Origin of the sequence: Enterobacter sp. SLBN-59, assembly GCF_024807915.1 — a bacterium.
GTDB classification, from domain to species: Bacteria; Pseudomonadota; Gammaproteobacteria; order Enterobacterales; family Enterobacteriaceae; genus Enterobacter; species Enterobacter asburiae_B.
The window spans coordinates 588,419-609,282 of sequence record NZ_JANUFI010000001.1 but is presented as its reverse complement, the minus strand read 5'-3'; the positions used below and the strand labels follow the sequence as shown (position 1 = coordinate 609,282).

General features: G+C 57.3%; 16 protein-coding genes. 9 read left to right on the top strand and 7 right to left on the bottom strand.

Going from position 1 to position 20,864, the window contains the following annotated elements:
* Positions 1 to 55 precede the first annotated feature (55 nt).
* Positions 56 to 1,591, top strand: a complete 1,536-nt coding sequence (locus M2422_RS02830) for a methyl-accepting chemotaxis protein (protein WP_064672611.1) — start codon at positions 56 to 58, stop codon at positions 1,589 to 1,591.
* On the opposite strand, the gene M2422_RS02825 is transcribed toward M2422_RS02830, so the two are convergent.
* Positions 1,588 to 1,986, bottom strand: a complete 399-nt coding sequence (locus tag M2422_RS02825) for a cupin domain-containing protein (protein ID WP_023311976.1) — start codon at positions 1,984 to 1,986, stop codon at positions 1,588 to 1,590. The two genes, M2422_RS02830 and M2422_RS02825, sit on opposite strands and share 4 nt — an antisense overlap.
* A gap of 112 nt (positions 1,987 to 2,098) precedes the next feature.
* On the opposite strand from M2422_RS02825, the gene M2422_RS02820 reads away from it, so the two are divergent.
* Positions 2,099 to 3,013, top strand: a complete 915-nt coding sequence (locus tag M2422_RS02820) for a LysR family transcriptional regulator (protein WP_064672612.1) — start codon at positions 2,099 to 2,101, stop codon at positions 3,011 to 3,013.
* Positions 3,014 to 3,317: 304 nt separating this feature from the next.
* Positions 3,318 to 4,814, top strand: coding sequence for an L-asparagine permease (ansP, locus tag M2422_RS02815; RefSeq protein ID WP_023311978.1), 1,497 nt, complete (start codon positions 3,318 to 3,320; stop codon positions 4,812 to 4,814).
* A gap of 49 nt (positions 4,815 to 4,863) precedes the next feature.
* Here ansP and M2422_RS02810 read toward each other — a convergent pair whose 3' ends face one another.
* Positions 4,864 to 5,925, bottom strand: coding sequence for a YncE family protein (locus M2422_RS02810; RefSeq protein ID WP_064672613.1), 1,062 nt, complete (start codon positions 5,923 to 5,925; stop codon positions 4,864 to 4,866).
* A 242-nt stretch (positions 5,926 to 6,167) separates the two neighbouring features.
* Here M2422_RS02810 and pqqU point away from each other — a divergent pair, with 242 nt between their 5' ends.
* The gene (gene pqqU / locus M2422_RS02805; protein ID WP_064672614.1) at positions 6,168 to 8,282 is read left to right on the top strand and encodes a TonB-dependent receptor PqqU; all 2,115 of its coding nucleotides are present in this window, start codon (positions 6,168 to 6,170) and stop codon (positions 8,280 to 8,282) included.
* Between the two features lie 119 nt (positions 8,283 to 8,401).
* Here pqqU and M2422_RS02800 read toward each other — a convergent pair whose 3' ends face one another.
* The 3 genes from M2422_RS02800 to M2422_RS02790 all read right to left on the bottom strand — a co-directional run bounded on the left by M2422_RS02800 (position 8,402) and on the right by M2422_RS02790 (position 11,007).
* Positions 8,402 to 9,070, bottom strand: coding sequence for a GntR family transcriptional regulator (locus M2422_RS02800; protein WP_023311981.1), 669 nt, complete (start codon positions 9,068 to 9,070; stop codon positions 8,402 to 8,404).
* 255 nt (positions 9,071 to 9,325) lie between these two features.
* Positions 9,326 to 10,366: an NADP-dependent oxidoreductase gene (locus M2422_RS02795; protein ID WP_047060971.1), complete on the bottom strand. Its 1,041-nt coding sequence runs from the start codon at positions 10,364 to 10,366 to the stop codon at positions 9,326 to 9,328.
* A gap of 65 nt (positions 10,367 to 10,431) precedes the next feature.
* Complete coding sequence (locus M2422_RS02790) at positions 10,432 to 11,007, bottom strand: XRE family transcriptional regulator (RefSeq protein ID WP_069302889.1); 576 nt, start codon at positions 11,005 to 11,007, stop codon at positions 10,432 to 10,434.
* Positions 11,008 to 11,155: 148 nt separating this feature from the next.
* Between M2422_RS02790 and M2422_RS02785 the strand changes: the two genes are divergently transcribed.
* Together M2422_RS02785 and M2422_RS02780 are read left to right on the top strand one after the other, a co-directional pair.
* Positions 11,156 to 11,674, top strand: coding sequence for a GNAT family N-acetyltransferase (locus M2422_RS02785; protein WP_063408838.1), 519 nt, complete (start codon positions 11,156 to 11,158; stop codon positions 11,672 to 11,674).
* Positions 11,671 to 12,120 carry a DMT family transporter gene (locus tag M2422_RS02780; protein WP_033145681.1) on the top strand — a complete coding sequence of 150 codons (450 nt, stop codon included), beginning with the start codon at positions 11,671 to 11,673 and terminating at the stop codon, positions 12,118 to 12,120. Before M2422_RS02785 ends, M2422_RS02780 begins: the two co-directional genes overlap by 4 nt.
* A 3-nt stretch (positions 12,121 to 12,123) precedes the next feature.
* Here M2422_RS02780 and M2422_RS02775 read toward each other — a convergent pair whose 3' ends face one another.
* The gene (locus M2422_RS02775) at positions 12,124 to 12,357 is read right to left on the bottom strand and encodes a YdcY family protein (RefSeq protein ID WP_064672616.1); all 234 of its coding nucleotides are present in this window, start codon (positions 12,355 to 12,357) and stop codon (positions 12,124 to 12,126) included.
* A gap of 101 nt (positions 12,358 to 12,458) precedes the next feature.
* Positions 12,459 to 14,057 (bottom strand): ABC transporter substrate-binding protein, encoded by a 1,599-nt coding sequence (locus M2422_RS02770; protein ID WP_032656839.1) that lies wholly within the window; start codon positions 14,055 to 14,057, stop codon positions 12,459 to 12,461.
* A gap of 283 nt (positions 14,058 to 14,340) precedes the next feature.
* On the opposite strand from M2422_RS02770, the gene M2422_RS02765 reads away from it, so the two are divergent.
* The 3 genes from M2422_RS02765 to M2422_RS02755 are packed head-to-tail and all read left to right on the top strand — an operon-like array spanning position 14,341 to position 20,847.
* Positions 14,341 to 15,687, top strand: a complete 1,347-nt coding sequence (locus tag M2422_RS02765) for an SrfA family protein (protein WP_064672617.1) — start codon at positions 14,341 to 14,343, stop codon at positions 15,685 to 15,687.
* Between the two features lie 4 nt (positions 15,688 to 15,691).
* Positions 15,692 to 18,673: a virulence factor SrfB gene (locus tag M2422_RS02760; protein WP_048977278.1), complete on the top strand. Its 2,982-nt coding sequence runs from the start codon at positions 15,692 to 15,694 to the stop codon at positions 18,671 to 18,673.
* Positions 18,670 to 20,847 (top strand): virulence factor SrfC family protein, encoded by a 2,178-nt coding sequence (locus tag M2422_RS02755; RefSeq protein ID WP_064672618.1) that lies wholly within the window; start codon positions 18,670 to 18,672, stop codon positions 20,845 to 20,847. Before M2422_RS02760 ends, M2422_RS02755 begins: the two co-directional genes overlap by 4 nt.
* The last annotated feature ends 17 nt before the right edge of the window (positions 20,848 to 20,864 follow it).

Below are 20,864 nucleotides of genomic sequence, written 5' to 3'. Positions count from 1 at the left end.
TCCCGGAGCATTTTCCGGGCATTTTTTATTCTTGCACATCATCATGGAGTTACTCATGAGGCGTAACAGTCCCGTTACACAAAACGAGTATTTACTTAACGATGGTTCGACGTTAATGTCGACCACCGATACCAAAAGCCATATTACCTATGCTAATTCCGCTTTTATTGAAGCCAGCGGATATAAAGAAGAACATCTTCTGGGTGAGCCGCATAACCTCATCCGCCATCCCGACATGCCTGCCGAAGCGTTTGGCGACATGTGGTTTACCCTGCAGCAAGGTGAGACCTGGACGGGGCTGGTGAAGAACCGTCGTCATAATGGCGACCACTACTGGGTGCGGGCTAACGTGACGCCGGTCTGGCAGGGTGGATCCCTGACGGGGTATATTTCCGTGCGAAATATACCCGCACGGGATGAGATTGCGGCCAGTGAAAAACTGTATGCAAAAGCGCGTAATAACGAATTAAAACATCACCGCTTTTATAAAGGGTTACTGGTCCGGCGCGGTTTATTTTCGTTTATGTCGATCTTTAAATGTCTCAGCACCAGTAAACGCATCCATCTGGGTATTGCGACGACGGCGTTACTCTCCTGCCTGGCGGTGTATTTATTCCCTGATAAACTTATGCAGTCGGGAAGTCTGGCGCTGCTGTTTATTGCCCTGACCTATTATCTTCATGCGCAGATCGCCCGTCCGGTAAAATCTATTGTGCAACAGATGCAGCGCGTGGTTTCAGGGCGTAAAACGGACTATTACCATTTTGACAGGATCGACGACATCGGGCTGATGATGCGTCTGGTCAATCAATCAGGTTTGAACCTGAATTCGCTGGTTGACGATGTCGGGGCGCAAATCAGCGGGATTGGCACCATCAGCCAGCAGGTCGCGAAAGAAGGTGCGGCGCTGCAGACGCGTTCAGAAGAGACCGCAGACTTCCTGCAGCAAACCGCGTCCGCGGTGGAAGAGATCGCCAGCGCGGTGGAGCAGACGGCAGAAACAGCGAAAGAAGCCACGGAGATGGCGGATCGCACCCGCGACAGCGCCCACCGCGGTGAAGCGATGATGAAAGAGACCATCGGTATGATGCAATCCGTGTCGCAGGATAACAGCCAGATCGTCGATATTATCAGCGTTATCGATCGTATCGCCTTCCAGACCAATATTCTTGCGCTGAATGCGGCCGTGGAAGCGGCGCGTGCAGGTGAAGCCGGGCGCGGTTTTGCCGTGGTGGCGGCCGAGGTGCGCAATCTTGCGCAGCACTCCGCGACGGCGGCGAAAGAGATCAAAGCGCTGATTGAGAAAAACGTCGCCAGCGTCAACGCTGGCGTGGAGAAGGTAGAACAAACCGAAACGCAGCTGACGGTTATGATCGACAACGTGCTGCGGGTCTCCTCCCTGATTAAGGAGATCGGCCACGCCACGCAGGAGCAAACCCAGGCGCTGACGCTCATCAACGCATCCATCTCCCGTATCGGCGCAATGACCCACAACAATACGGGGATGGTGGATAACGTCACTCACGCGGCGAATCACCTGACGCAGCGCACCACGCGCCTGCAGCAGGCGATTGCCGTTTTTGGCGGTTAGCCGTTCGGATACTGCTCGTCGGTGACTTTTTCCAGCCATGCAACCGGGCTGCCGTTAACGGATTCGGCGATGGCAATATGCGTCATCGCCGTTTGCGCGCTTGCGCCGTGCCAGTGCTTTACGCCGGGTGGGATCCAGGCGATATCGCCCTGATTCAATATTTCCGCCGCTTTGCCCCACTCCTGTAACCAGCCGCGACCCTGCGTCACAATCAGCGTTTGCCCAAGGGGATGCGTATGCCACGCGGTGCGCGCGCCCGGCTCAAAGGTCACGGTTGCCCCGCCGACGCTGGCAGGTTCGCTCGCCTGAAATGGTGCGTCAATGCGGACGGTGCCGGTGAACCAGGCTTCCGGTCCTTTTGCTGAAGGTAATGATCCGCTGCGGATAATTTTCATCTTATGCTCCTCGTTTACTGTTGCGTTAACAGTAGCGCAAAGCAATCCGGAGCATTAGTGTGCATAATCAGATAGGAAATATGATTGAAATTCATAAATAGAGGCAATCGCGATGCTAAAAGATAATTTCAACGACCTGCTCTCTTTTATGGTGGTCGCCCGCGAGCGCAGCTTTACGCGCGCGGCGGCGCAGCTGGGCGTCTCGCAATCGGCGCTGAGTCATGCCATGCGCAAGCTTGAAGCGCGGCTCGACGTTCGCCTTTTAACCCGCACAACCCGCAGCGTTGTTCCCACCCAGGCGGGTGAGCAGCTCTTTACGCGCTTAAGCCCGCATTTGATGGAGATTGAGCAGGAGCTCACGACGCTTCGCAGCGCACGCAACAAACCCGCAGGTTCTGTTCGCATCGTCGCCGGCGAGCATGCGATGGACGCCGTGCTCTGGCCGGTACTGAAGGCGTTTATGGTGCAGTATCCTGAGATTAACGTCGAAGTGACGGTAGATAACGGCCTGACGGATATCGTGGATGGCCGTTTCGACGCGGGAGTACGCCTGGGTGAACAGGTGGCAAAAGATATGATTGCGGTACGGATAGCGCCGGATATGCGCATGGCCGTGGTCGGTTCCAGGGATTATCTGGCTCGCTTTGGCGTGCCGCAGACGCCGGAGCAGCTTGCTGAACACCGCTGCATCAACATGCGCCTGCCCACGCGCGGCGGACTGTATCACTGGGAATTTGAACGCGACGGGCGCGAGCTTCGCGTTCGGGTTGAGGGGCAGCTTACGCTGAGCAGCCTGTCGCAGCGCATCGACGCCGCTGAGAATGGCCTCGGATTAGCCTACGTGCCGGAGGCGTCGGTTCTGGGGGCGCTTAATCACGGACGGCTCGTCAGGGTCCTTGAATCGTGGTGCCCTACTTTCGAGGGGTATCACCTTTATTATCCGAGCCGTCGCCAGCACACTACCGCTTTCAGGTTACTGTTAGATGCTCTCCAGCAGTCAAAATCTTTACCACCTGGTAATAATTAAGAGATTCTGATGATTAAATAATCAACCCGCCAAATGTTTTGTCTAAAAACTCATCACGATTCAGCGTGTTGTGATCGCCGTCTGCTCTGACCACACGATTTCCTTCGACGTGCATCACTTTCGGCACGGTTATATTTTGCGTCGCTTATGAATTGCAGGTAGGATGCCTCGCCATGTTTCGCCTTATCCATACGCAGAATGACTGGGAAGGCGACATGTGTTTGCGCAGAAGCAATCGTTTGTATTGCGCTCTGCCAGGCAGGACTATCACGATAATGGTTCAGACAGGCAAACAGGTAACTCAATGAAAACAAGCAATAAAAGCGCAGCCGATCATCATGCTGCTAAACGTCGCTGGTTGAACTCCCACGAAGAGGGCTACCACAAAGCGATGGGCAACCGTCAGGTTCAAATGATCGCCATCGGCGGCGCTATCGGAACGGGGCTGTTTTTAGGTGCGGGTGCGCGTCTGCAAATGGCTGGCCCGGCTCTCGCCCTGGTCTATCTGGTGTGCGGGATCTTCTCTTTCTTCATTCTTCGTGCGCTGGGCGAACTGGTACTGCATCGCCCTTCCAGCGGAAGCTTCGTCTCTTACGCCCGTGAATTCCTCGGTGAAAAAGCGGCCTACGTTGCGGGCTGGATGTACTTCGTCAACTGGGCGATGACCGGTATTGTCGATATCACCGCCGTTGCGCTGTATATGCACTACTGGGGCGCGTTTGGCGATGTGCCGCAGTGGGTCTTTGCGCTTGGCGCGCTGGCGATTGTCGGCACCATGAACATGATCGGCGTGAAGTGGTTCGCGGAGATGGAGTTCTGGTTTGCGCTGGTAAAAGTGCTGGCCATCGTGGTGTTCCTGGTCGTGGGTACCGTCTTCCTCGGCAGCGGTAAACCGCTGGACGGCAATGCCACCGGCTTCCATCTGATAACCGATAACGGCGGATTCTTCCCGCACGGTCTGCTGCCTGCGCTGGTCCTGGTTCAGGGCGTGGTGTTCGCCTTCGCCTCCATCGAACTGGTGGGTACCGCAGCAGGTGAATGTAAAGATCCGCAGACCATGGTGCCAAAAGCCATTAACAGCGTGATCTGGCGTATCGGTCTGTTCTACGTCGGTTCCGTGGTGCTGCTGGTTCTGCTGCTGCCGTGGACTGCCTATCAGGCAGGTCAGAGTCCGTTTGTGACCTTCTTCTCTAAGCTGGGCGTGCCTTACGTTGGCAGCATCATGAACATCGTGGTCCTGACCGCGGCGCTCTCCAGCCTGAACTCCGGTCTTTACTCTACCGGTCGTATCCTGCGCTCCATGTCGATGGGCGGTTCTGCGCCGAAGTTCATGTCGAAGATGAGCAAGCAGCAGGTTCCCTATGCGGGGATTCTGGCAACGCTGGTGGTTTACGTCTTTGGCGTGTTCCTGAACTATCTGGTGCCGTCCCGCGTATTTGAGATCGTTCTGAACGTGGCTGCACTGGGGATTATCGCCTCCTGGGCCTTCATCGTGGTCTGCCAGATGCGTCTGCGCAAAGCGATCAAAGAAGGCAAAGCGGCTGATGTGAGCTTCAAGATGCCGGGCGCACCGGTGACCTCCTGGCTCACCCTGCTGTTCCTGTTCAGCGTGCTGGTGCTGATGGCGTTTGACTACCCGAACGGTACCTACACCATCGCAACGATTCCGCTGCTGGCGGTACTGCTGATTGCCGGCTGGTTCGGCGTGCGTAAGCGCGTTCACGAGATCCACAGCACCGCGCCGGTTCATCACGACGATGAAAAACACGACGCACCGCTGGTGGAAGAAACCTCGCGTTAAGCGTCCGTAAGCATCAAAAAGGGAAGGCAAATGCCTTCCCTTTTTTTATTTACAGCGCGATACGAATGACGTCGTCAGGCTGGGTGGCTTCCTGCTGGCGAGTCGATTTTTGTTTCACCGTCACGTACAGGGTTTTGCCATCGGCAGAGAGCGCCAGGCTGTTCGGGTAGACCGGCGTGTCAAAGGTTTTTGTGACCTTATACGTTTTCGCGTCAATCACGCTCACCTTACCGGCTTCACGGTGCGTCACATAGGCTTCACTGCGGGCCGGGTTAAACAGGACCGCCAGTGATTCAGGTGCGGCGATCTTCTCGATCACGCTGCCGTCTTTCAGGTTCACCACCAGCACTTCCGGCTGTTTTGAATCGGTCAGGAACGCGCGCTGGCCGGCGGTATCGAGGCTGAGGTTCAGGTAGAAGTGCTCTTTACCGTCATCCTGCACCTTTTTGCGGCTCAGGATTTTATTGGTGGCCGTATCTATGGTTACCAGCTCGCCGTCCGCATTCGTGGTATAGAGGCGTTTCGCCTGCGCATCCAGCGCCAGACCGGTGCTGTACGTACCGGTATTGGCAATGGTCTCTTTCAGCTTCAGCGTGGCGCCATCCACCACCCAAATCACGCTCTCTTTGCCGACGCCGGTGATGTAAATCGTGTTGCTCGCGTCATCCGCCACCAGCTGGCGCGGCTGCAGCGGTTTGACGGTTTCACTGCGCTGGCGATTATCAAGCACCAGACGCCCTTTCACGTCGCCCGTTTTCGCATCGATGGCCGTCACAGCGCCGTTGATGGTGTTGCCAAACCACAGGGTTTGCGTCGCGCCGTCGAGCGTGGCGCCAAAGGGTTTGAGATCGCTATGAATCGCCTGCGTCACGTCCAGCGTGACCGGGTCAAGTCGATAGATAACTCCGCCCTTATCGGTTTTGCGGCTTTGCGAGGTCGCCACCCACAGCGCATTCTCCTGCTGGCTGACCGCCATTTCATACGCCCCTTTGCCCACAGCTTTACGCAGCACCTCTTCGGCGGCATGCACCTGGAACGTCCCGGCAAGCAGTAAAGTGGCAGACAGCAGTGACAGGCTCAGACGCGGCGAGCACAGATGACGTAAAGACATAACAATTCCTTTTTTGAAAAGAGGGGGTTGGGCTGACATCACTTCCGGCAGGCAACGTCATGGCATTGCCTTTTGATAATGAGAATAGTAATCATTAATGAACTGAATGTGGAGTTTTTCTTTCGCGCTTCGCCTTTCATTAACGCAATGTGCGGTTATAGTTTTCAAAACATTTACAAAACCTTTAACATGTATGGACATGTTCCATTTGGTTCGTTTATACACCACAACCGGTTTTATTCATGAAAATCATTTCTGCCCGTAAGGCTTCTCTCCCGCTGCTGCTGGTTCCCGTTATTTTCGCGCCGCTAACCGCAATGAGCGCGGAGGAACAGACCATGATCGTCAGCGCCACGCCGCAAACCGTATCGGAACTGGATACCCCGGCCGCGGTCAGCGTCGTCAATGGCGATGACATGCGCCACGCCGCGCCGCGCATCAACCTGTCTGAATCTCTTGGCAGCGTCCCGGGACTGCAAATTCAGAACCGCCAGAACTATGCCCAGGATCTCCAGCTTTCAATGCGTGGGTTTGGTGCCCGCTCAACGTTTGGCGTGCGCGGTATCCGTATGTATGTCGACGGTATCCCTGCCACCATGCCGGACGGACAGGGCCAGACCTCCAACATCGATCTCTCCAGCGTGGAGAGCGTTGAAGTGCTGCGCGGCCCCTTCTCTGCCCTGTACGGCAACGCCTCCGGCGGCGTGATTAACATCAACACCCAGACCGGGCAGCAGCCGCCGACCATTGAAGCCAGCAGCTATTACGGCAGCTACGGTACCTGGCGCTACGGCATGAAAGCCACCGGCGCGATGGGTGACGGCACCCACGCGGGCGATGTGGATTACACCGTTTCCACCACCCGCTTCACCACCAAAGGCTACCGCGACCACAGCGGCGCGCGGAAAAACCTCGCTAACGCCAAACTGGGCGTGCGCATTGACGACGTCAGCAAGCTGACGCTGATTTTTAACAGCGTGGACATGAAGGCCAACGATCCGGGCGGGCTGAGCTATCAGGAGTGGCAGAACAATCCGCGTCAGTCTCCGCGCGGCGCTCAGTACAACACCCGCAAGACCATCAAGCAGACCCAGGCCGGTCTGCGCTACGATCGTCAGCTCAGCACCCAGGACGATCTCAGCGTGATGATGTACGCCGGCGAGCGTGAAATGACGCAGTACCAGTCGATTCCGTATCAGCCGCAGCTGAAAGCCTCCCACTCCGGCGGCGTGATTGATATGCAGCGACACTATCAGGGCGTGGATACCCGCTGGACACACCGCGGCGAGCTGCTGGTGCCGGTGACGTTTACTACCGGCCTGAACTACGAAAACCTGAGCGAAGATCGTCGCGGATACGAGAACTTCGTGATGAACAACGGCGTGCCGGATTACGGCGTGAAGGGTGACAAGCGTCGAAACGAACGTAACCTGATGTGGAACGTTGACCCTTACCTGCAAACCAGCTGGCAGCTGACGCAGAAACTGTCGGTAGATGCGGGAGTGCGCTACAGCTCGGTCTGGTTTGATTCCAACGACCATTACGTTACGCCGGGCAACGGCGATGACAGCGGTGACGCGAGCTATCACAAGTGGCTCCCGGCCGGTTCCGTGAAGTATGCGGTGACGGACGCATGGAACCTCTACGCTGCCGCAGGGCGTGGATTCGAAACGCCAACCATCAACGAGCTTTCCTATCGCGCCGATAACCAGGGCGGCCTGAACATCGGCCTGCAGCCGTCCACCAACAACACGTATGAAGTGGGCAGCAAAACCCGCATCGGCAATGGCCTGCTGACCGCGGCGCTGTTCCGCACCGATACGGATGATGAGATCGTGGTGGATGCCAGCTCTGGCGGGCGTACCAGCTATAAAAATGCCGGTAAAACCCGTCGTCAGGGGGTGGAAGTCTCCCTCGACCAGCAGTTTGCCGAGAACTGGAAGCTGAAGATGGCGTGGACTTACCTGGATGCCACCTACCGGACTAACGTCTGCAGCGACGCAGACTGTAACGGTAACCGGATGCCGGGCATTGCCCGCAACATGGGTTACGCCTCGTTTGGCTGGCAGCCGGAGGAAGGCTGGTACGCGGGTTCAGACGTGCGCTACATGAGCGATATCATGGCCGACGACGAGAATACGGCGAAAGCGCCGTCGTATACGGTGGTCGGGCTGAACACCGGGTATAAATTCAACTACGGCAGCTGGGGCATGGACGTCTTTGGCCGCGTCGATAACCTGTTCGATAAAGAGTACGCGGGCTCGGTTATTGTCAACGAGTCAAACGGTCGTTATTACGAGCCTGCACCAGGCCGTAACTACGGGGTCGGGCTGTCGGTCTCTTATCGCTTCGAGTAAGCGATAAGAAAAGTTTATTTAATTAATGAAATAACGCTCCTGATGGCAATAAACCATCAGGAGTTATTCACCAGATAAATAATTAGGGGCGAAATATAGTCGCTCTGCTAAATAATCTCTTAGTTAAAATATTGTCGCTGTAAAAGCAAATTCGCTTCATCAATCACCTTATCAATCGCCTTCTGGCAGGCAACAACATCTCTTCGCTCCAGGGCGGAAAGCAGTTCGTCATAGTGATATGTCGAGGCTTTGATGTCGTTAAGCTCCTGATGTAGATAGTTCATACAGGGCCCGATGCGCACCCACAGCTGCTCAATTAAGGCATTAAGCGTAGGCATTTCCGCATACTGATAAAGCGTAAACCGGAAGACGCGATTCGCATGCAATGCCTGCTGGACGTTCCCGTTGCGCATGGCCTCATGAAAGGCATCCGACAATTTGCGCAACGCCTCCAGTTTGCTATCAGACATATTCTGACAGGCCGCGGCGACCGCCATCGGCTCAAGCTGCTTGCGGATAGCGTTAATCTCGTTATAGCGCTCCAGCGTGACCTCCGGAACCAGAAATGCCTGCGCCGGCGTGGCGTGTAGCGCCCCTGATGACACCAGGCGCAACAGCGCCTCGCGAACAGGGGTAATACTGGTTCCTAATTTATCGGCAATCTCTTTCGTAATCAGTCGTGCCCCAGGTTTGAGTGAGCCTGTAATTAACGCTCCTTTCAAACTGTGTTCAACTTGCATGGTAAGACTGACCCTTTGGGCTTTTTCTAAGTGGTCCAAATCAAGCATGTTCAATTCCTGTAGCTAAAACTTAATGCTATTTTTAAACGCCAGTTTTAATAAAACGACGCTGGTCCGATATATCCTGTATCGTCATGCCTGGTGGTGGGAAGTACGTAAAAACATCAAAAAAGTAAAGTTTGTTTTTTTTATTGGTTCCGGGCCCATCCGGGATGCGGGCGCGAAATGCCATGTCCATTAATTAAAGACAATATATCGTATCTTCACAAATAAATATGGCGGGAAACCCCGCCATAATGCTGTTTATTTATTGTCACCCGCGACGCGAATCACGACTTTGCCGAAGTTACGCCCTTCGAGCAGGCCAATCAGCGCCTCGGGCGCGTTCTCCAGCCCGTCCGTTATCTGTTCACGATAGTGGATTTTGCCCTCCTGCACCCAGCGTCCCATTGCTTCCTGGAACTCTTTAATGCGGTGACCGTAATCCTGGCCGATGATAAAGCCCTGCATACGAATGCGTTTCTTCAGGATGGTCGCCATCAGTAGCGGCAGGCGATCCGGCCCCTCGGGCAGGCCCGTCGCGTTGTAGCCGCTCACCAGGCCGCACACCGGCACGCGCGCGGAGGTATTCAGTAACGGCAGCACGGCGTCAAATACTTTCCCGCCGACGTTTTCATAATAGACGTCAATTCCTTGCGGACAGGCGCGTTTCAGCTGTTCGGCAAAGTCGGCCGCGTGGTGATCCAGACACAGGTCAAACCCGAGGACCTCAACGGCATGGCGGCATTTTTCAGCCCCACCGGCGACCCCGACCACCCGGCAACCTTTGATTTTACCGATCTGCCCGACGGTCGCGCCAACCGGGCCTGTCGCCGCGGCGACCACCAGCGTTTCGCCCGCTTTTGGCTGCCCGATATCCAGCAATCCCATATAGGCGGTAAAGCCCGGCATACCCAGAATACCCAGCGCCCAGGAAGGATGTGACGGATTTTCGCCCAGCTTCACCAGGCCGCTGCCGTCCGAGAGTTCATATTCCTGCCAGCCGCTGTAGCCCAGCACCCACTCCCCGGCTTTGAAGTCGGGATGATTTGACTGCTCAACGCGGCTGACCGTTCCCCCCACCATCACCGCGCCCAGCTCAACCGGTGGTGAATAGGATGGCGCATCGCTCATGCGCCCCCGCATGTACGGGTCCAGCGACAGCCAGACGGTACGCAGCAAAAGCTGCCCTTCAGCCGGGGCGGGAACCGGCTGCGTTTCGAGACGAAAATTTTCCGCGACCGGCGCACCCTGAGGACGGGAGGCCAGTACCCAGCGGCGATTTTGCGAAACAGGTTGATTCATCGGGATCTCCTTCTGGTGCAAATGTCATTACAGCCTGGCTCACGAACGGCGTTATCGCATTAGCATTACGAGGCAGACTGGTTAAGCCGTACAACCAGATAGATGCAGGTTTCATTCGTTTCGTTGATGAACCGGCAGTCATTTGGCGGCCCCAGCTCGAGACAGTCTCCGGCGAGCATCTCGTGGCGCGTATCGCCCTCCTGAAACACCAGCTCGCCGGACTGGAGCCAGATAAGCTGACGTGCCAGCGCGTAAGAAGATGCAGGCATCGGAACATCGCTGCCCGCGGGCAGTTCAACCTGAACAAGGTCGATGGGCAGATCGGTGCGGGGAGAAACGTGGCGGCGGAGGTAGTGCGTCTGAGGGTCGCGCCAGACGGGCTGGTTTGCAAGGCGCAGCAGCTTGCCCTCCTGCATTTCGGCCCGGGCAATGAGCGTGGACATGCTGATGCCAAACGCGCCTGACAGGCGGGCCAGCAAGGTGGCTGTCGGGCTGCTGTCTCCGCGCTCTATCTTGTGGATCATCGCGCGCGAGACCCCTGCCCGGTCAGCAAGCTCGCTCAGGGACCATCCGCGAGACTCGCGTTCAAGGCGAATTCTTGCGCTAATCCGTTGATTCATTGTGTCTGTTATGGTGTTCATGACGTCATACTATAGTGTATGAACGGCATTTCAATGGGCTTTTGATAACAAAAAAATATGGCTTATGCCGTAGCGATCGGGCGATACGATTGTGTAATATCGTAGGAATAACGTAATACTATAGTAAACAACACACAGAGGGTTAATCATGATCGTTCGTCATGCCTGCAAGGAAGACTGCGCTGCGATAGGCGAAATCTACAACCACGCGGTGCTGCATACTGCCGCGATCTGGAACGATAAAACCGTCGATACCGATAACCGAATCGCGTGGTTTGAGGCGCGCACGCTCGCGGGTTACCCGGTTCTGGTGAGCGAGGAAGACGGAGCGATCACCGGTTACGCCTCTTTTGGCGACTGGCGCGCCTTCGACGGTTTCCGTCATACGGTCGAACATTCGGTCTACGTCCACCCGGACCATCAGGGAAAAGGTATTGGCCGCACGCTAATGATCGCGCTGATAAACGAGGCCCGCGCCATCGGCAAACACGTGATGGTGGCCGGTATTGAAGCGCAAAACCATGCTTCGATTCACCTCCACGAAACGCTTGGTTTTGTCACCACTGGGCAGATGCCGCAGGTGGGAACCAAGTTTGGCCGCTGGCTGGACTTAACCTTTATGCAGCTGCAGCTGGACGAGCGCAGCGATCCGGACGCCATCCCATGAATCAATCCCTGACCCTGGCGTTTCTGGTGGCGGCGGGAATTGGTCTGGTGGTGCAAAACACCTTAATGGTGCGCATCACCCAGTCCTCCTCCACGATCCTTATCGCGATGCTGCTGAACTCCCTGGTCGGCATTGTGCTGTTTGTCAGCATTCTGCTGCTGAAACAGGGCGCAGCCGGATTCAGCGAGCTGGCCGCAACGGTGCGCTGGTGGACGCTTATCCCGGGGCTGCTGGGGTCATTTTTCGTGTTTGCCAGCATCAGCGGGTATCAGAACGTTGGCGCGGCCACGACTATCGCCGTGCTGGTAGCAAGCCAGCTGATTGGCGGGCTGGTGATGGACGTGCTGAGAAGCAACGGCATTCCGCTCCGCGCCCTGATTGGCCCGGTGTGCGGCGCGGTGATGCTGGTCGTCGGGGCCTGGCTGGTGGCGCGACGCCAGTTTTGAACGTTACAGTATGGTGCCGCCTTTGGTCAGCTGTTCCTCACGCGCGTCCAACTCCTCTTTATGCTGCTTACCGTGGTGCGAAATCGCGGTACGCAGACGCTGCTGCTGGGTGTAGCGTTCTTCACGGCTGAGCTCTGCATCATCACTTAATTCGATCAGCAGTTCATTCATGTGGGTAATCACGCTCTCTTCGATGGCGGTATCCACACGGGCGGTAACTTCATTTAAATGTGACATTGTCACTCCTTGTTATGTGCCCGGTGGCGCTACGCTTACCGGGCCTACGGGGTCCAAATGTAGGCCGGGTAAGGCGTAGCCGCCACCCGGCGATAAAACGCTTAGTTCAGCTTCGCTTTAGAGAAATCGCTGCCCATCAGGCTCACGCTGTATCCGGTCACGTTGCTGCGGGTTGCATAGAACGTTTTCCCGTTTGCCAGTGCGATCCACGGCGCCTGCTGGTAGAAAATCTCCTGCGCCTGGCCGTAGAGTTTCGCACGCTCGGCCGGGCTGCTGGTCAGCTTCGCTTTTTGCACCAGATCATCATAACCCTTATCGCACCAGCGCGCGGCGTTTGATCCGGTTTTAATGCTGTTGCACCCCAGTAGCACGTCGGCAAAGTTGTCAGGGTCGCCGTTATCGGACATCCAGCCAAACAGCGCGGAGTCATGTTCGCCTTTACGCATTCCGGAGAGATATTCACCCCACTCGTAAGAGACAATTTTGGCCTTCACGCCGACTTTCGCCCAGTCGCTCTGGATCATCTCCGCGATACGACGCGAGTTCGGGTTGTACGGACGCTGAACCGGCATTGACCACAGCGTGACTTCCGCCCCCTTCTCCAGCCCCGCCTGCTTCAGCAGCGCTTTCGCTTTTTCAGGATCGTAGCTGTAGTCCTTCAGGTCTTTATTAAAGCCCAGCATATTTGGCGGGATCGGCGATTTTGCCACCGTACCGGAACCCATAAAGACCGCATTGACGATAGCCTTCTTGTCGGTCGCGTAGTTAAGCGCCTGGCGCACCAGCACGTTATCAAACGGTTTTTTCTCGGTGTTAAACGCCAGATAGCCGACGTTTAGCGCATCGACCGAGTGCAGCGTCAGGTCTTTGTTGTTCTTGATGGCGTCAAACTGAACCGGGGACGGTGCAGGAATAATCTGGCACTCGTTGGTCTGCAGCTTCGCCAGACGGGTTTCCACATTCGGCGTGATGGAGAAGATGAGATGTTTCGTCGGCACCTCGCCTTCCCAGTAGTTCGGGTTAGCGACGTAGCGAATCAGCGAATCTACCTTGTACTGCTGCAGGACATAAGGCCCGGTACCAATCGGCCAGGTGTCCACGTTTTCAGGCGTGCCTTTTTTCAGCATCGCGTCGGCGTATTCGGCGGAAAGAATCGAGGCGAAATCCATCCCCCAGTCGGCCAGAAACGCGGCGTTAGGCTCGCTGAGGGTGAACTGAACGTGATAGTCGTCGACCTTTTTCACGTCCTGAATCAGCTTATCGAGCCCGACATCGTTAAAGTATTCGTAGTTGCCCTGCGACACGTTGTGATACGGGTGTTTAGGGTCTTTCTGACGCAGAACCGAGAAAATAACGTCATCGGCGTTAAAGTCGCGCGTCGGTTTGAAGTATTTATTGCTGTTGAACTTCACCCCTTTGCGCAGGGCAAAGGTATAGGTCTTACCGTCCGGCGAAATCGTCCAGGACTCCGCCAGCGACGGGACCGGGGTGTTTTTCACCGGGTCAAAATTGATCAGACGGTTGTAAAGCACCTGAGAACTGGCCACAAAAGACGGGCCAGAGCTGGCTATTTGCGGGTTGAAGGACTCGGGGGACGCTTCAGAACAGTAAATAAGGGTGTCGTTGTTCGCCGCCCATGCGGCACCGGCTGGTAACAGCGCGCTCAGCGCAAGGGCGAGCAGTGTTTTCCCTGTAGACATGGTTATAACCCTGACAGTTTTATTATATAAGACAGTAATAACAGCACAGGCGATATGACCTGGCAAATAACGAAACACTATCAGGTTATTCTAAAGCCGCGTTTTTTGCTGTTTTAACAGCCAGCGCCCGAAAAGGTGATTTGCCTTAAGGGCCGTTATTCGTCAAGCACAACCGTCACTTTCTATGCCGCAAGAAATCGGTCCTTTTAGCGTCTCTTCCCCCGTTTGGTTGCTTCCTCGTTTCGTTAAAGTAACGGTGTGAAGAAGTATATGGGATCAAATCGTGGCAAAAACTCTTTTACGCAGCGGTAACCTGGATGACTTTCAGGCCGTTGGCGGCGGCGGACAAGCCGTTTTTGAATCAGCGTTACAAATCCGGGAAGCGCTCCGGTTGCGCAAACAACAGGCCATCGTCGACTGTCTGGCTATTCCTCAGGTCAACGACAGCGGTGACCGCGTGGACTGGTATTCCCCCGTTGAAGGGAGCGTAACCAGCTGGAAAGCGGCCGATGAAGATGACCGTTATCGCGCCCTGCGCTATCTGGAAAACACGCTAGCCAGCGTTGAGTCGTTAAGCAAAAAATGCCTCCAGTCGCCCAAAACCGCGCAGCAGCTTTTTGGGTCTCTGCTGTCAAAGGCGTTTCAGTTCCCGGGTGAAAACTTCCTCTTCCTGGTGGACGGAAAGCCGGTCATCAGCTTCTGGGGGTTTGTAAACCTGAACGAAAATGCGCGCGACGATGTCCTCGACTGCCTGCGTGAATCGCTGGTCCCTGAGCCCGCCCCCGTTGTGATTGAAGATCCTGAACCCGAGCCTGAGCCAGAACCGGTGGTGGCCTTTGAACACGCCGACGAACCGCTGATCGCCCCTTCCACGGTGGTGCGTATCACGCCGGAAGATCTGTATGAGCCTGAACCGGCCCCGGCCGTTGCGCAACCCGTTCAGGAACCGGCTGTGCCGATCGTCGCGAAAAAGCGCCGCGTTCCCCTGTGGACGCTGCCGGTTGCCGTCGCGATCGTTGCCGCCATTGCCGCACCGCTGCTGTGGCCAAAACAGTCGCCTTCCGCTGAGCCCGCCCCGGTGCCCGCACCTCAGCCCGTAGAGATTGCGCCAAAGCCGATCAAAACGGTTGAGCCGCTGGCCATGAAATTACCGCTGCATCAGGCAGAGGTCCTGGCAAGCAAAGAAAAAGAGCCTGCGCCTGCGCCTGCGCCACAGGCTGCCCCGGTGGTGATTGTCGCCATCCCGAAAGATGCCATGGTGATGGAAGCGAATCAGGTGAAAGCGGGATCGACGCGTTTCCTGAACGGTACCTGGCGTGCGGTTCTCGACGTGAAAGATCCGGTTACCGGCAAGCCGCCGTCAATGCGCTATCAGATCCAGAACAATAAGGGCTTCGCCCGGGTTGTCCATGGCGACAACGTTGTCTGCCGCGCGGAAGTGTTCTCCGGCCTGCACAGCAACGGCGAGCTGATGATTAAAAGTCGCGGTACAGCCCGCTGCACCGACGGCTCCCGCTACCCGATGCCGGAGGTTGCCTGTAAAGCAGGCGCCAGCGATATCGCAGAATGTCGCGCCCGTTATGATGCCAATACCGTCGTTCCCCTGACGTTCAAGAAAGCAGGTGCCTGATCCTATGCTGGTTAATCTTTGCGACTATAAACAAAGCGTCACGCTTATTGCCAACAGCGGCGTGCAGTTCCTTGATTTCGGTCTGACGCCGCAGGACACCGCCAGCAACGGGCGCTTCGTACGTAAAACCGCGAACGGCCCGCTGCTGCGGCTCGATTTCGACCTGGTTAACGGGCGCTATACCGTGCCGGGAACGAACGGTGGTCAGCCTGAAGTGGTTAAACCGGAAACCACCATCCCGCTGCATCAGTCCCTGGCGGTGCTGGACGGCGTCTGGCTTCCGGTTCCGTTCCTGCGCTTCAACCCGCCGCGAACCTTTGTTGAGGGGCCGGATAACTGGGCCCGCGTTCAGGTGCGCAGGCTGGATACACCCGATACGGCAGGCAATACGCACCGCGTCACGCTCGCCCTTGACAGCCAGATTGCAGAACACGCCACGTCCGCCCTGTCCCCGGTTGAAAACGATATTCTGAACGGGACCCGATTCGCGCTGGCCTGGCGAGACAACGAAGTTGAAAGTTTCCTCGACCAGACCTGGATTGACGGCTGGCTGCGCGAGGCCTTTACCCAGTATGCCGACGGCGTTGAAAACCGCTCAGAACGCGATCTCCAGCAGGCGATGCGCGGGTTTGAATATCAGGCCCACTGGCTTAACCTGCTGACCATGCTCGGTGAACAGCTCACCGTGCCGGAAGTGAAATTTGTTACCCATACGCTCAGCACGCCTGCCATCCCGGTCGACCTGATCCTCGACGTGGGCAATACCCACACCTGCGGCGTCATTATTGAAGACCACGGCGACGCCAACGATGGCCTGCGCCAGACCGCCGAGCTGCAGGTCCGCTCGCTAAGCGAGCCGCAGTTCCTGAATGCGCCGCTGTTCACCAGCCGTCTTGAGTTTTCGGAAGCGCGTTTTGGCAAACAGCACTTCTCGGTAGAGAGCGGTCGCGAAGATGCCTTTGTCTGGCCGTCGATTGTTCGCGTGGGCGATGAAGCCCGCAAGCTGGCGATGCAGCGTCTTGGGACCGAAGGCAACAGCGGCATCTCCAGCCCGCGTCGATACCTGTGGGATGAAACGCCGGTCGTGCAGGACTGGCGCTTTAGCCAGATGAACAGCAAAACCCAGCGTGAGCCGCTTGCCACCGCGTTTCCGCTGATGAACCTGATGAACGATGACGGAGAACCGCTCTTCACGCTGCCGCAGGACGAGCGGCTGCCGGTCTTCTCGCCGCAGTACAGCCGCAGCACGCTGATGACGCACATGCTGTGCGAGCTGCTGGCGCAGGCGCTGGGACAGATCAACAGCGTCGCCACGCGCCTGCGTCTGGGCTTCCCCGCGTCGCCGCGCCAGCTGCGCACCCTGATCCTGACCCTGCCCTCGGCCATGCCAAAGCAGGAGCGCGAGATTTTCCGTCGCCGCATGTTTGAAGCCATCGCCATCGTCTGGAAAGCGATGGGCTGGCACCCGCAGGATGAGGATTTTGTCACCCGCAAACAGCAGGATAAAAGCGTGGTGCCGGTTCCTGAAATCCAGATGGAGTGGGATGAAGCCAGCTGCGGTCAGCTGGTCTGGCTGTATAACGAAGCGATCTCCCGCTTTGGCGGTCAGACCGAAGCCTTCTTCGCCTCCCTGGCCCGCCCGGACCGTGAGCCTGAGCCGGGTAGCCAGCCGGGCCGCGCGCTGCGCGTCGCGTCCATCGACATCGGCGGCGGCACAACGGATATGGCGATTACCCATTATCAGCTGGATGACGGTTCCGGCAATAACGTCAAAATCACCCCGCAGCTGCTGTTCCGTGAAGGCTTTAAGGTCGCGGGCGACGATACGCTTCTGGACGTGATTCAGCGCTACGTGTTGCCTGCCCTGCAAACGCAGCTGCAAAAATCCGGTATCGCGGACGCCTCGCTGCTGATGGCGTCACTCTTCGGTGACTCCGGGCGCATAGACACCCAGGCCGTACTCCGCCAGCAGACGGCGCTTCAGCTGTTTATGCCGATTGGCCACGCTATTCTTGCCGCGTGGGAATCGAGCGACGTTGACGATCCGTTGGCCGGTCTGCATGCCACCTTTGGCGATCTCCTGCCGCAGAAACCAACCCGCAACGTCATGAATTACCTGCAGCAGGCGATCGATCATGCCCTGCCTGCGGGTTCAGACGCGTTTGACCTGTTCGCCGTGCCGCTGCACGTGAACTTCCGCGAAATGCAGGATGCGATGCTGGCCGGGCAGTTTACGCTGGCCTCGCCGCTCCACGCGGTGTGCGAGGCGATATCCCATTACAGCTGCGATATTCTGCTGATCACCGGACGCCCCGGCTGCCTGCCTGGCGTTCAGGCGCTGATTCGTCATCTGCAGCCGGTGCCGGTCAACCGTATCGTCTGGCTGGATAAATACCAGGTGCACGAGTGGTATCCGTTCAGCCAGCAGGGGCGCATTGGCAACCCTAAATCGACGGCCGCGGTGGGAGCCATGCTCTGCAGCCTGGCGCTCGACCTGCGTCTGCCGCGCTTCAACTTTAAAGCTGCGGACATTGGCGCGTATTCAACCGTGCGGTATCTCGGCGTGCTGGATAACACCGTTAATACCCTGCGCGAGGAAAACGTCTGGTATCAGGATATCGATCTTGATAAGCCGGGCGCGAAGCTCGACGCGCGTCTGCACTTCCCGCTGCGCGGTAACGTTACCCTCGGCTTCCGCCAGCTGGCGAACGCGCGCTGGCCCGCCACGCCGCTCTACACGCTCAGCATCAACTCGGCTGAACTGGCGAAAGCCATTGCCGGTGACGGCGTGCTGAACGTGCGGCTGAAGCTCTGCGGCGGCAGCAAGCAGGAAGGTCCTGAGGCCTTCGAGCTGAGCGATGCCTGGCTGCAGGACGGCACGCCGGTTGCCCCTGACGCATTAACCTTCAAACTGAATACCTTGGCCGATCGCCGACACAGCGGTAGCCACTACTGGATCGACAGCGGGAGCGTATACCTGAAATGACAGTGACGACGACCACCACTCAGGCCTTAATCGGGTGGATTAATGAGACGCGCCTGAACGCCCCTGTGCTGGATAACGATGCCGACGCCCTGCTTGCTCGCATCAACGCGGCGCAGGCGCGGGAGCAGGCCATTGAACGCGCCATGACCCGCCAGAGCAGTATTGGGCTTTACGGTCATTCACAGAGCGCGAAAGCCCATCTGCTGTTATCCCTGTGCGGCAGCGGTAATGGACGCCTGAACGTGACGCCGGGCCAGCGCACCTTTGACTATTTTTCGCATATCAATCCGGGACATGCCCTGACCAACATGGCCGTCCGCTTCACGCCGGAAAGCCCGGAGGTGGCGGATGAGGCGTTCCCGCTGCGTCTGAGCCTGGTCACCGAGGCCGAGCTGGTACAGCTGTTTATTGCCCGCACGACGCTGCATCCGCAGATGCGCGCGGTGGATAAGGCGGTCATTGAGACACGTCTGGAGAAATGGCGCGGGCTGCGCCAGCCGCAGGGCGTGCCCGGCATAACGGCTCAGGAAGTGGGTGCGATTGCCCGCTTCTGGCAAAGCACCGTACCCGCCGCTAAGCAGCAAATCGATGATGCCCTGTGGCATGAGTTCGCCCGGCTGGTGCCTTCTCTCGATCTCAGCACGCGGGCCAGCGTCTGGTCGCTGCTGTGGGGCGAGCAGCAGGAGTTGACCCAGCAGTGGTTAAAACTGGCCCATGTGCTGCACCAGACCAGCCATGCCGGCGAGCTTGCTGCCCCGCTTAGCCTGCTGGTGGACAGCTTTGGCCTGCCGGGTGAAGGGTTCCTGACGCACGACGGCACGTTAGATCTTCAGGACGCGCAGGAGACGCTGCTTCATCCGCTAAATAGCGGTGAAATGCTTAACGCCATCAGCATCCCCGTCGACGTGCTGGCCTTCCTGACCCGCGAGCTGGTGCTGCCGGTTGAGAACGGCGCGCTGGATAACGTCGATATTATTGATATTCCTGTTTTTGAAGATAACCGTGCCGACCCGCTACGCCAGGCGAAGTCCCAGTGGCTGCTCGAGCATTACCGTCAACAGCTTCAGCCGGATGTGCTGGTGATTTGTAATGCGACGGCGCAGCACGAACAGACGGCCAAAAAAGCAAAAGTGCTGATGAACTGGGTCAAGGAGACGCAGCCTGCTGAAGAATCTGCCCTGCCGGGGCTGGTATGGGCGATTACGCCACACGACGCCCGCTTTACCACCCGACAGAATCTCGATGAAGCCGTACAGCATCTGCTCGGAAAGCCGGGTTTACGCTGGGGCACGCTGCAGGCGCTGGACAGCCACAGCATGCAGCGCGTCATCGAATGGCTGTCTCAGGCCACGCTGCCCGCGCAGCGACAGAAGCGTCTCGGCACGCTGAAAGGCTTGCTGCGACAGGAGCTCTCATCGCTGATGCAGAGCTATCTGGCACCGCTGGTTGAAGAGCCGGGGACAAGACGCGCTCAGGCCGAAAATATGGTGCGCACGCTGCAAAGCAGCGCCGCCCGCCACGGCGAACTGCTTGAAGGCCTGCTGCCGCCGCTGAAAGCCTTTGAAACGCTGCTCGCCGTTCAGCAGCCGCGCGAGGAGCAGGTGAACGGGCTGTTTACGGACACTATTGACCTGTTTGCCGAGAATACCCAGGAAAGCACCGGCCTGTTCCAGACAAAAGACAAAGCGCGCCTGGCGCACAGAGTCTGGATAAATCATCTGCGTCAGTGGAGCCGCAATGAGGCCACGGCCGCGCGCCTCGGGCTGGAGCCTTCGGTATTACAGCAAATCGCGGATGTGCTGGTGGTCACCAGCTACCGGCTTAATCTGCCTCAACAGCTTCAGCGTATCGTCGAAGCGGATAAAAGCAGCGCGGCACAGCTGCATGCCGTGATGGGCAATTTCATTGGCTGGCTGGGTTATGACCAGACGCCCGTGGCTACACGTCCGGCAAGCCGCATCCGCAAGGGGCAGGCAATCTTCGTTACGCCGGTGGTCAGCAGCGCCGAGCCTCGCTTGACGCGACTGGGAGAACAGCCTGTGCATGCGGCCACCGCGTACGTATACGACTGGCTGGTCGCACTCTATAGCCGCGCGATAGAGAACATTGATTACCGGCATCCGCATGATGTTCAGCCTGACGCACGTCAGGCCTTGCACGCATTATTGCGCTGAACGCTGATTAACAATGT

Excerpts from the sequence above, each read along its gene's own strand:
- M2422_RS02830 (WP_064672611.1), top strand. The coding sequence starts at position 56 with ATGAGGCGTAACAGTCCCGTTACACAAAACGAGTATTTACTTAACGAT.
- M2422_RS02825 (WP_023311976.1), bottom strand. The coding sequence starts at position 1,986 with ATGAAAATTATCCGCAGCGGATCATTACCTTCAGCAAAAGGACCGGAA.
- M2422_RS02820 (WP_064672612.1), top strand. The coding sequence starts at position 2,099 with ATGCTAAAAGATAATTTCAACGACCTGCTCTCTTTTATGGTGGTCGCC.
- ansP (WP_023311978.1), top strand. The coding sequence starts at position 3,318 with ATGAAAACAAGCAATAAAAGCGCAGCCGATCATCATGCTGCTAAACGT.
- M2422_RS02810 (WP_064672613.1), bottom strand. The coding sequence starts at position 5,925 with ATGTCTTTACGTCATCTGTGCTCGCCGCGTCTGAGCCTGTCACTGCTG.
- pqqU (WP_064672614.1), top strand. The coding sequence starts at position 6,168 with ATGAAAATCATTTCTGCCCGTAAGGCTTCTCTCCCGCTGCTGCTGGTT.
- M2422_RS02800 (WP_023311981.1), bottom strand. The coding sequence starts at position 9,070 with ATGCTTGATTTGGACCACTTAGAAAAAGCCCAAAGGGTCAGTCTTACC.
- M2422_RS02795 (WP_047060971.1), bottom strand. The coding sequence starts at position 10,366 with ATGAATCAACCTGTTTCGCAAAATCGCCGCTGGGTACTGGCCTCCCGT.
- M2422_RS02790 (WP_069302889.1), bottom strand. The coding sequence starts at position 11,007 with ATGAACACCATAACAGACACAATGAATCAACGGATTAGCGCAAGAATT.
- M2422_RS02785 (WP_063408838.1), top strand. The coding sequence starts at position 11,156 with ATGATCGTTCGTCATGCCTGCAAGGAAGACTGCGCTGCGATAGGCGAA.
- M2422_RS02780 (WP_033145681.1), top strand. The coding sequence starts at position 11,671 with ATGAATCAATCCCTGACCCTGGCGTTTCTGGTGGCGGCGGGAATTGGT.
- M2422_RS02775 (WP_064672616.1), bottom strand. The coding sequence starts at position 12,357 with ATGTCACATTTAAATGAAGTTACCGCCCGTGTGGATACCGCCATCGAA.
- M2422_RS02770 (WP_032656839.1), bottom strand. The coding sequence starts at position 14,057 with ATGTCTACAGGGAAAACACTGCTCGCCCTTGCGCTGAGCGCGCTGTTA.
- M2422_RS02760 (WP_048977278.1), top strand. The coding sequence starts at position 15,692 with ATGCTGGTTAATCTTTGCGACTATAAACAAAGCGTCACGCTTATTGCC.
- M2422_RS02755 (WP_064672618.1), top strand. The coding sequence starts at position 18,670 with ATGACAGTGACGACGACCACCACTCAGGCCTTAATCGGGTGGATTAAT.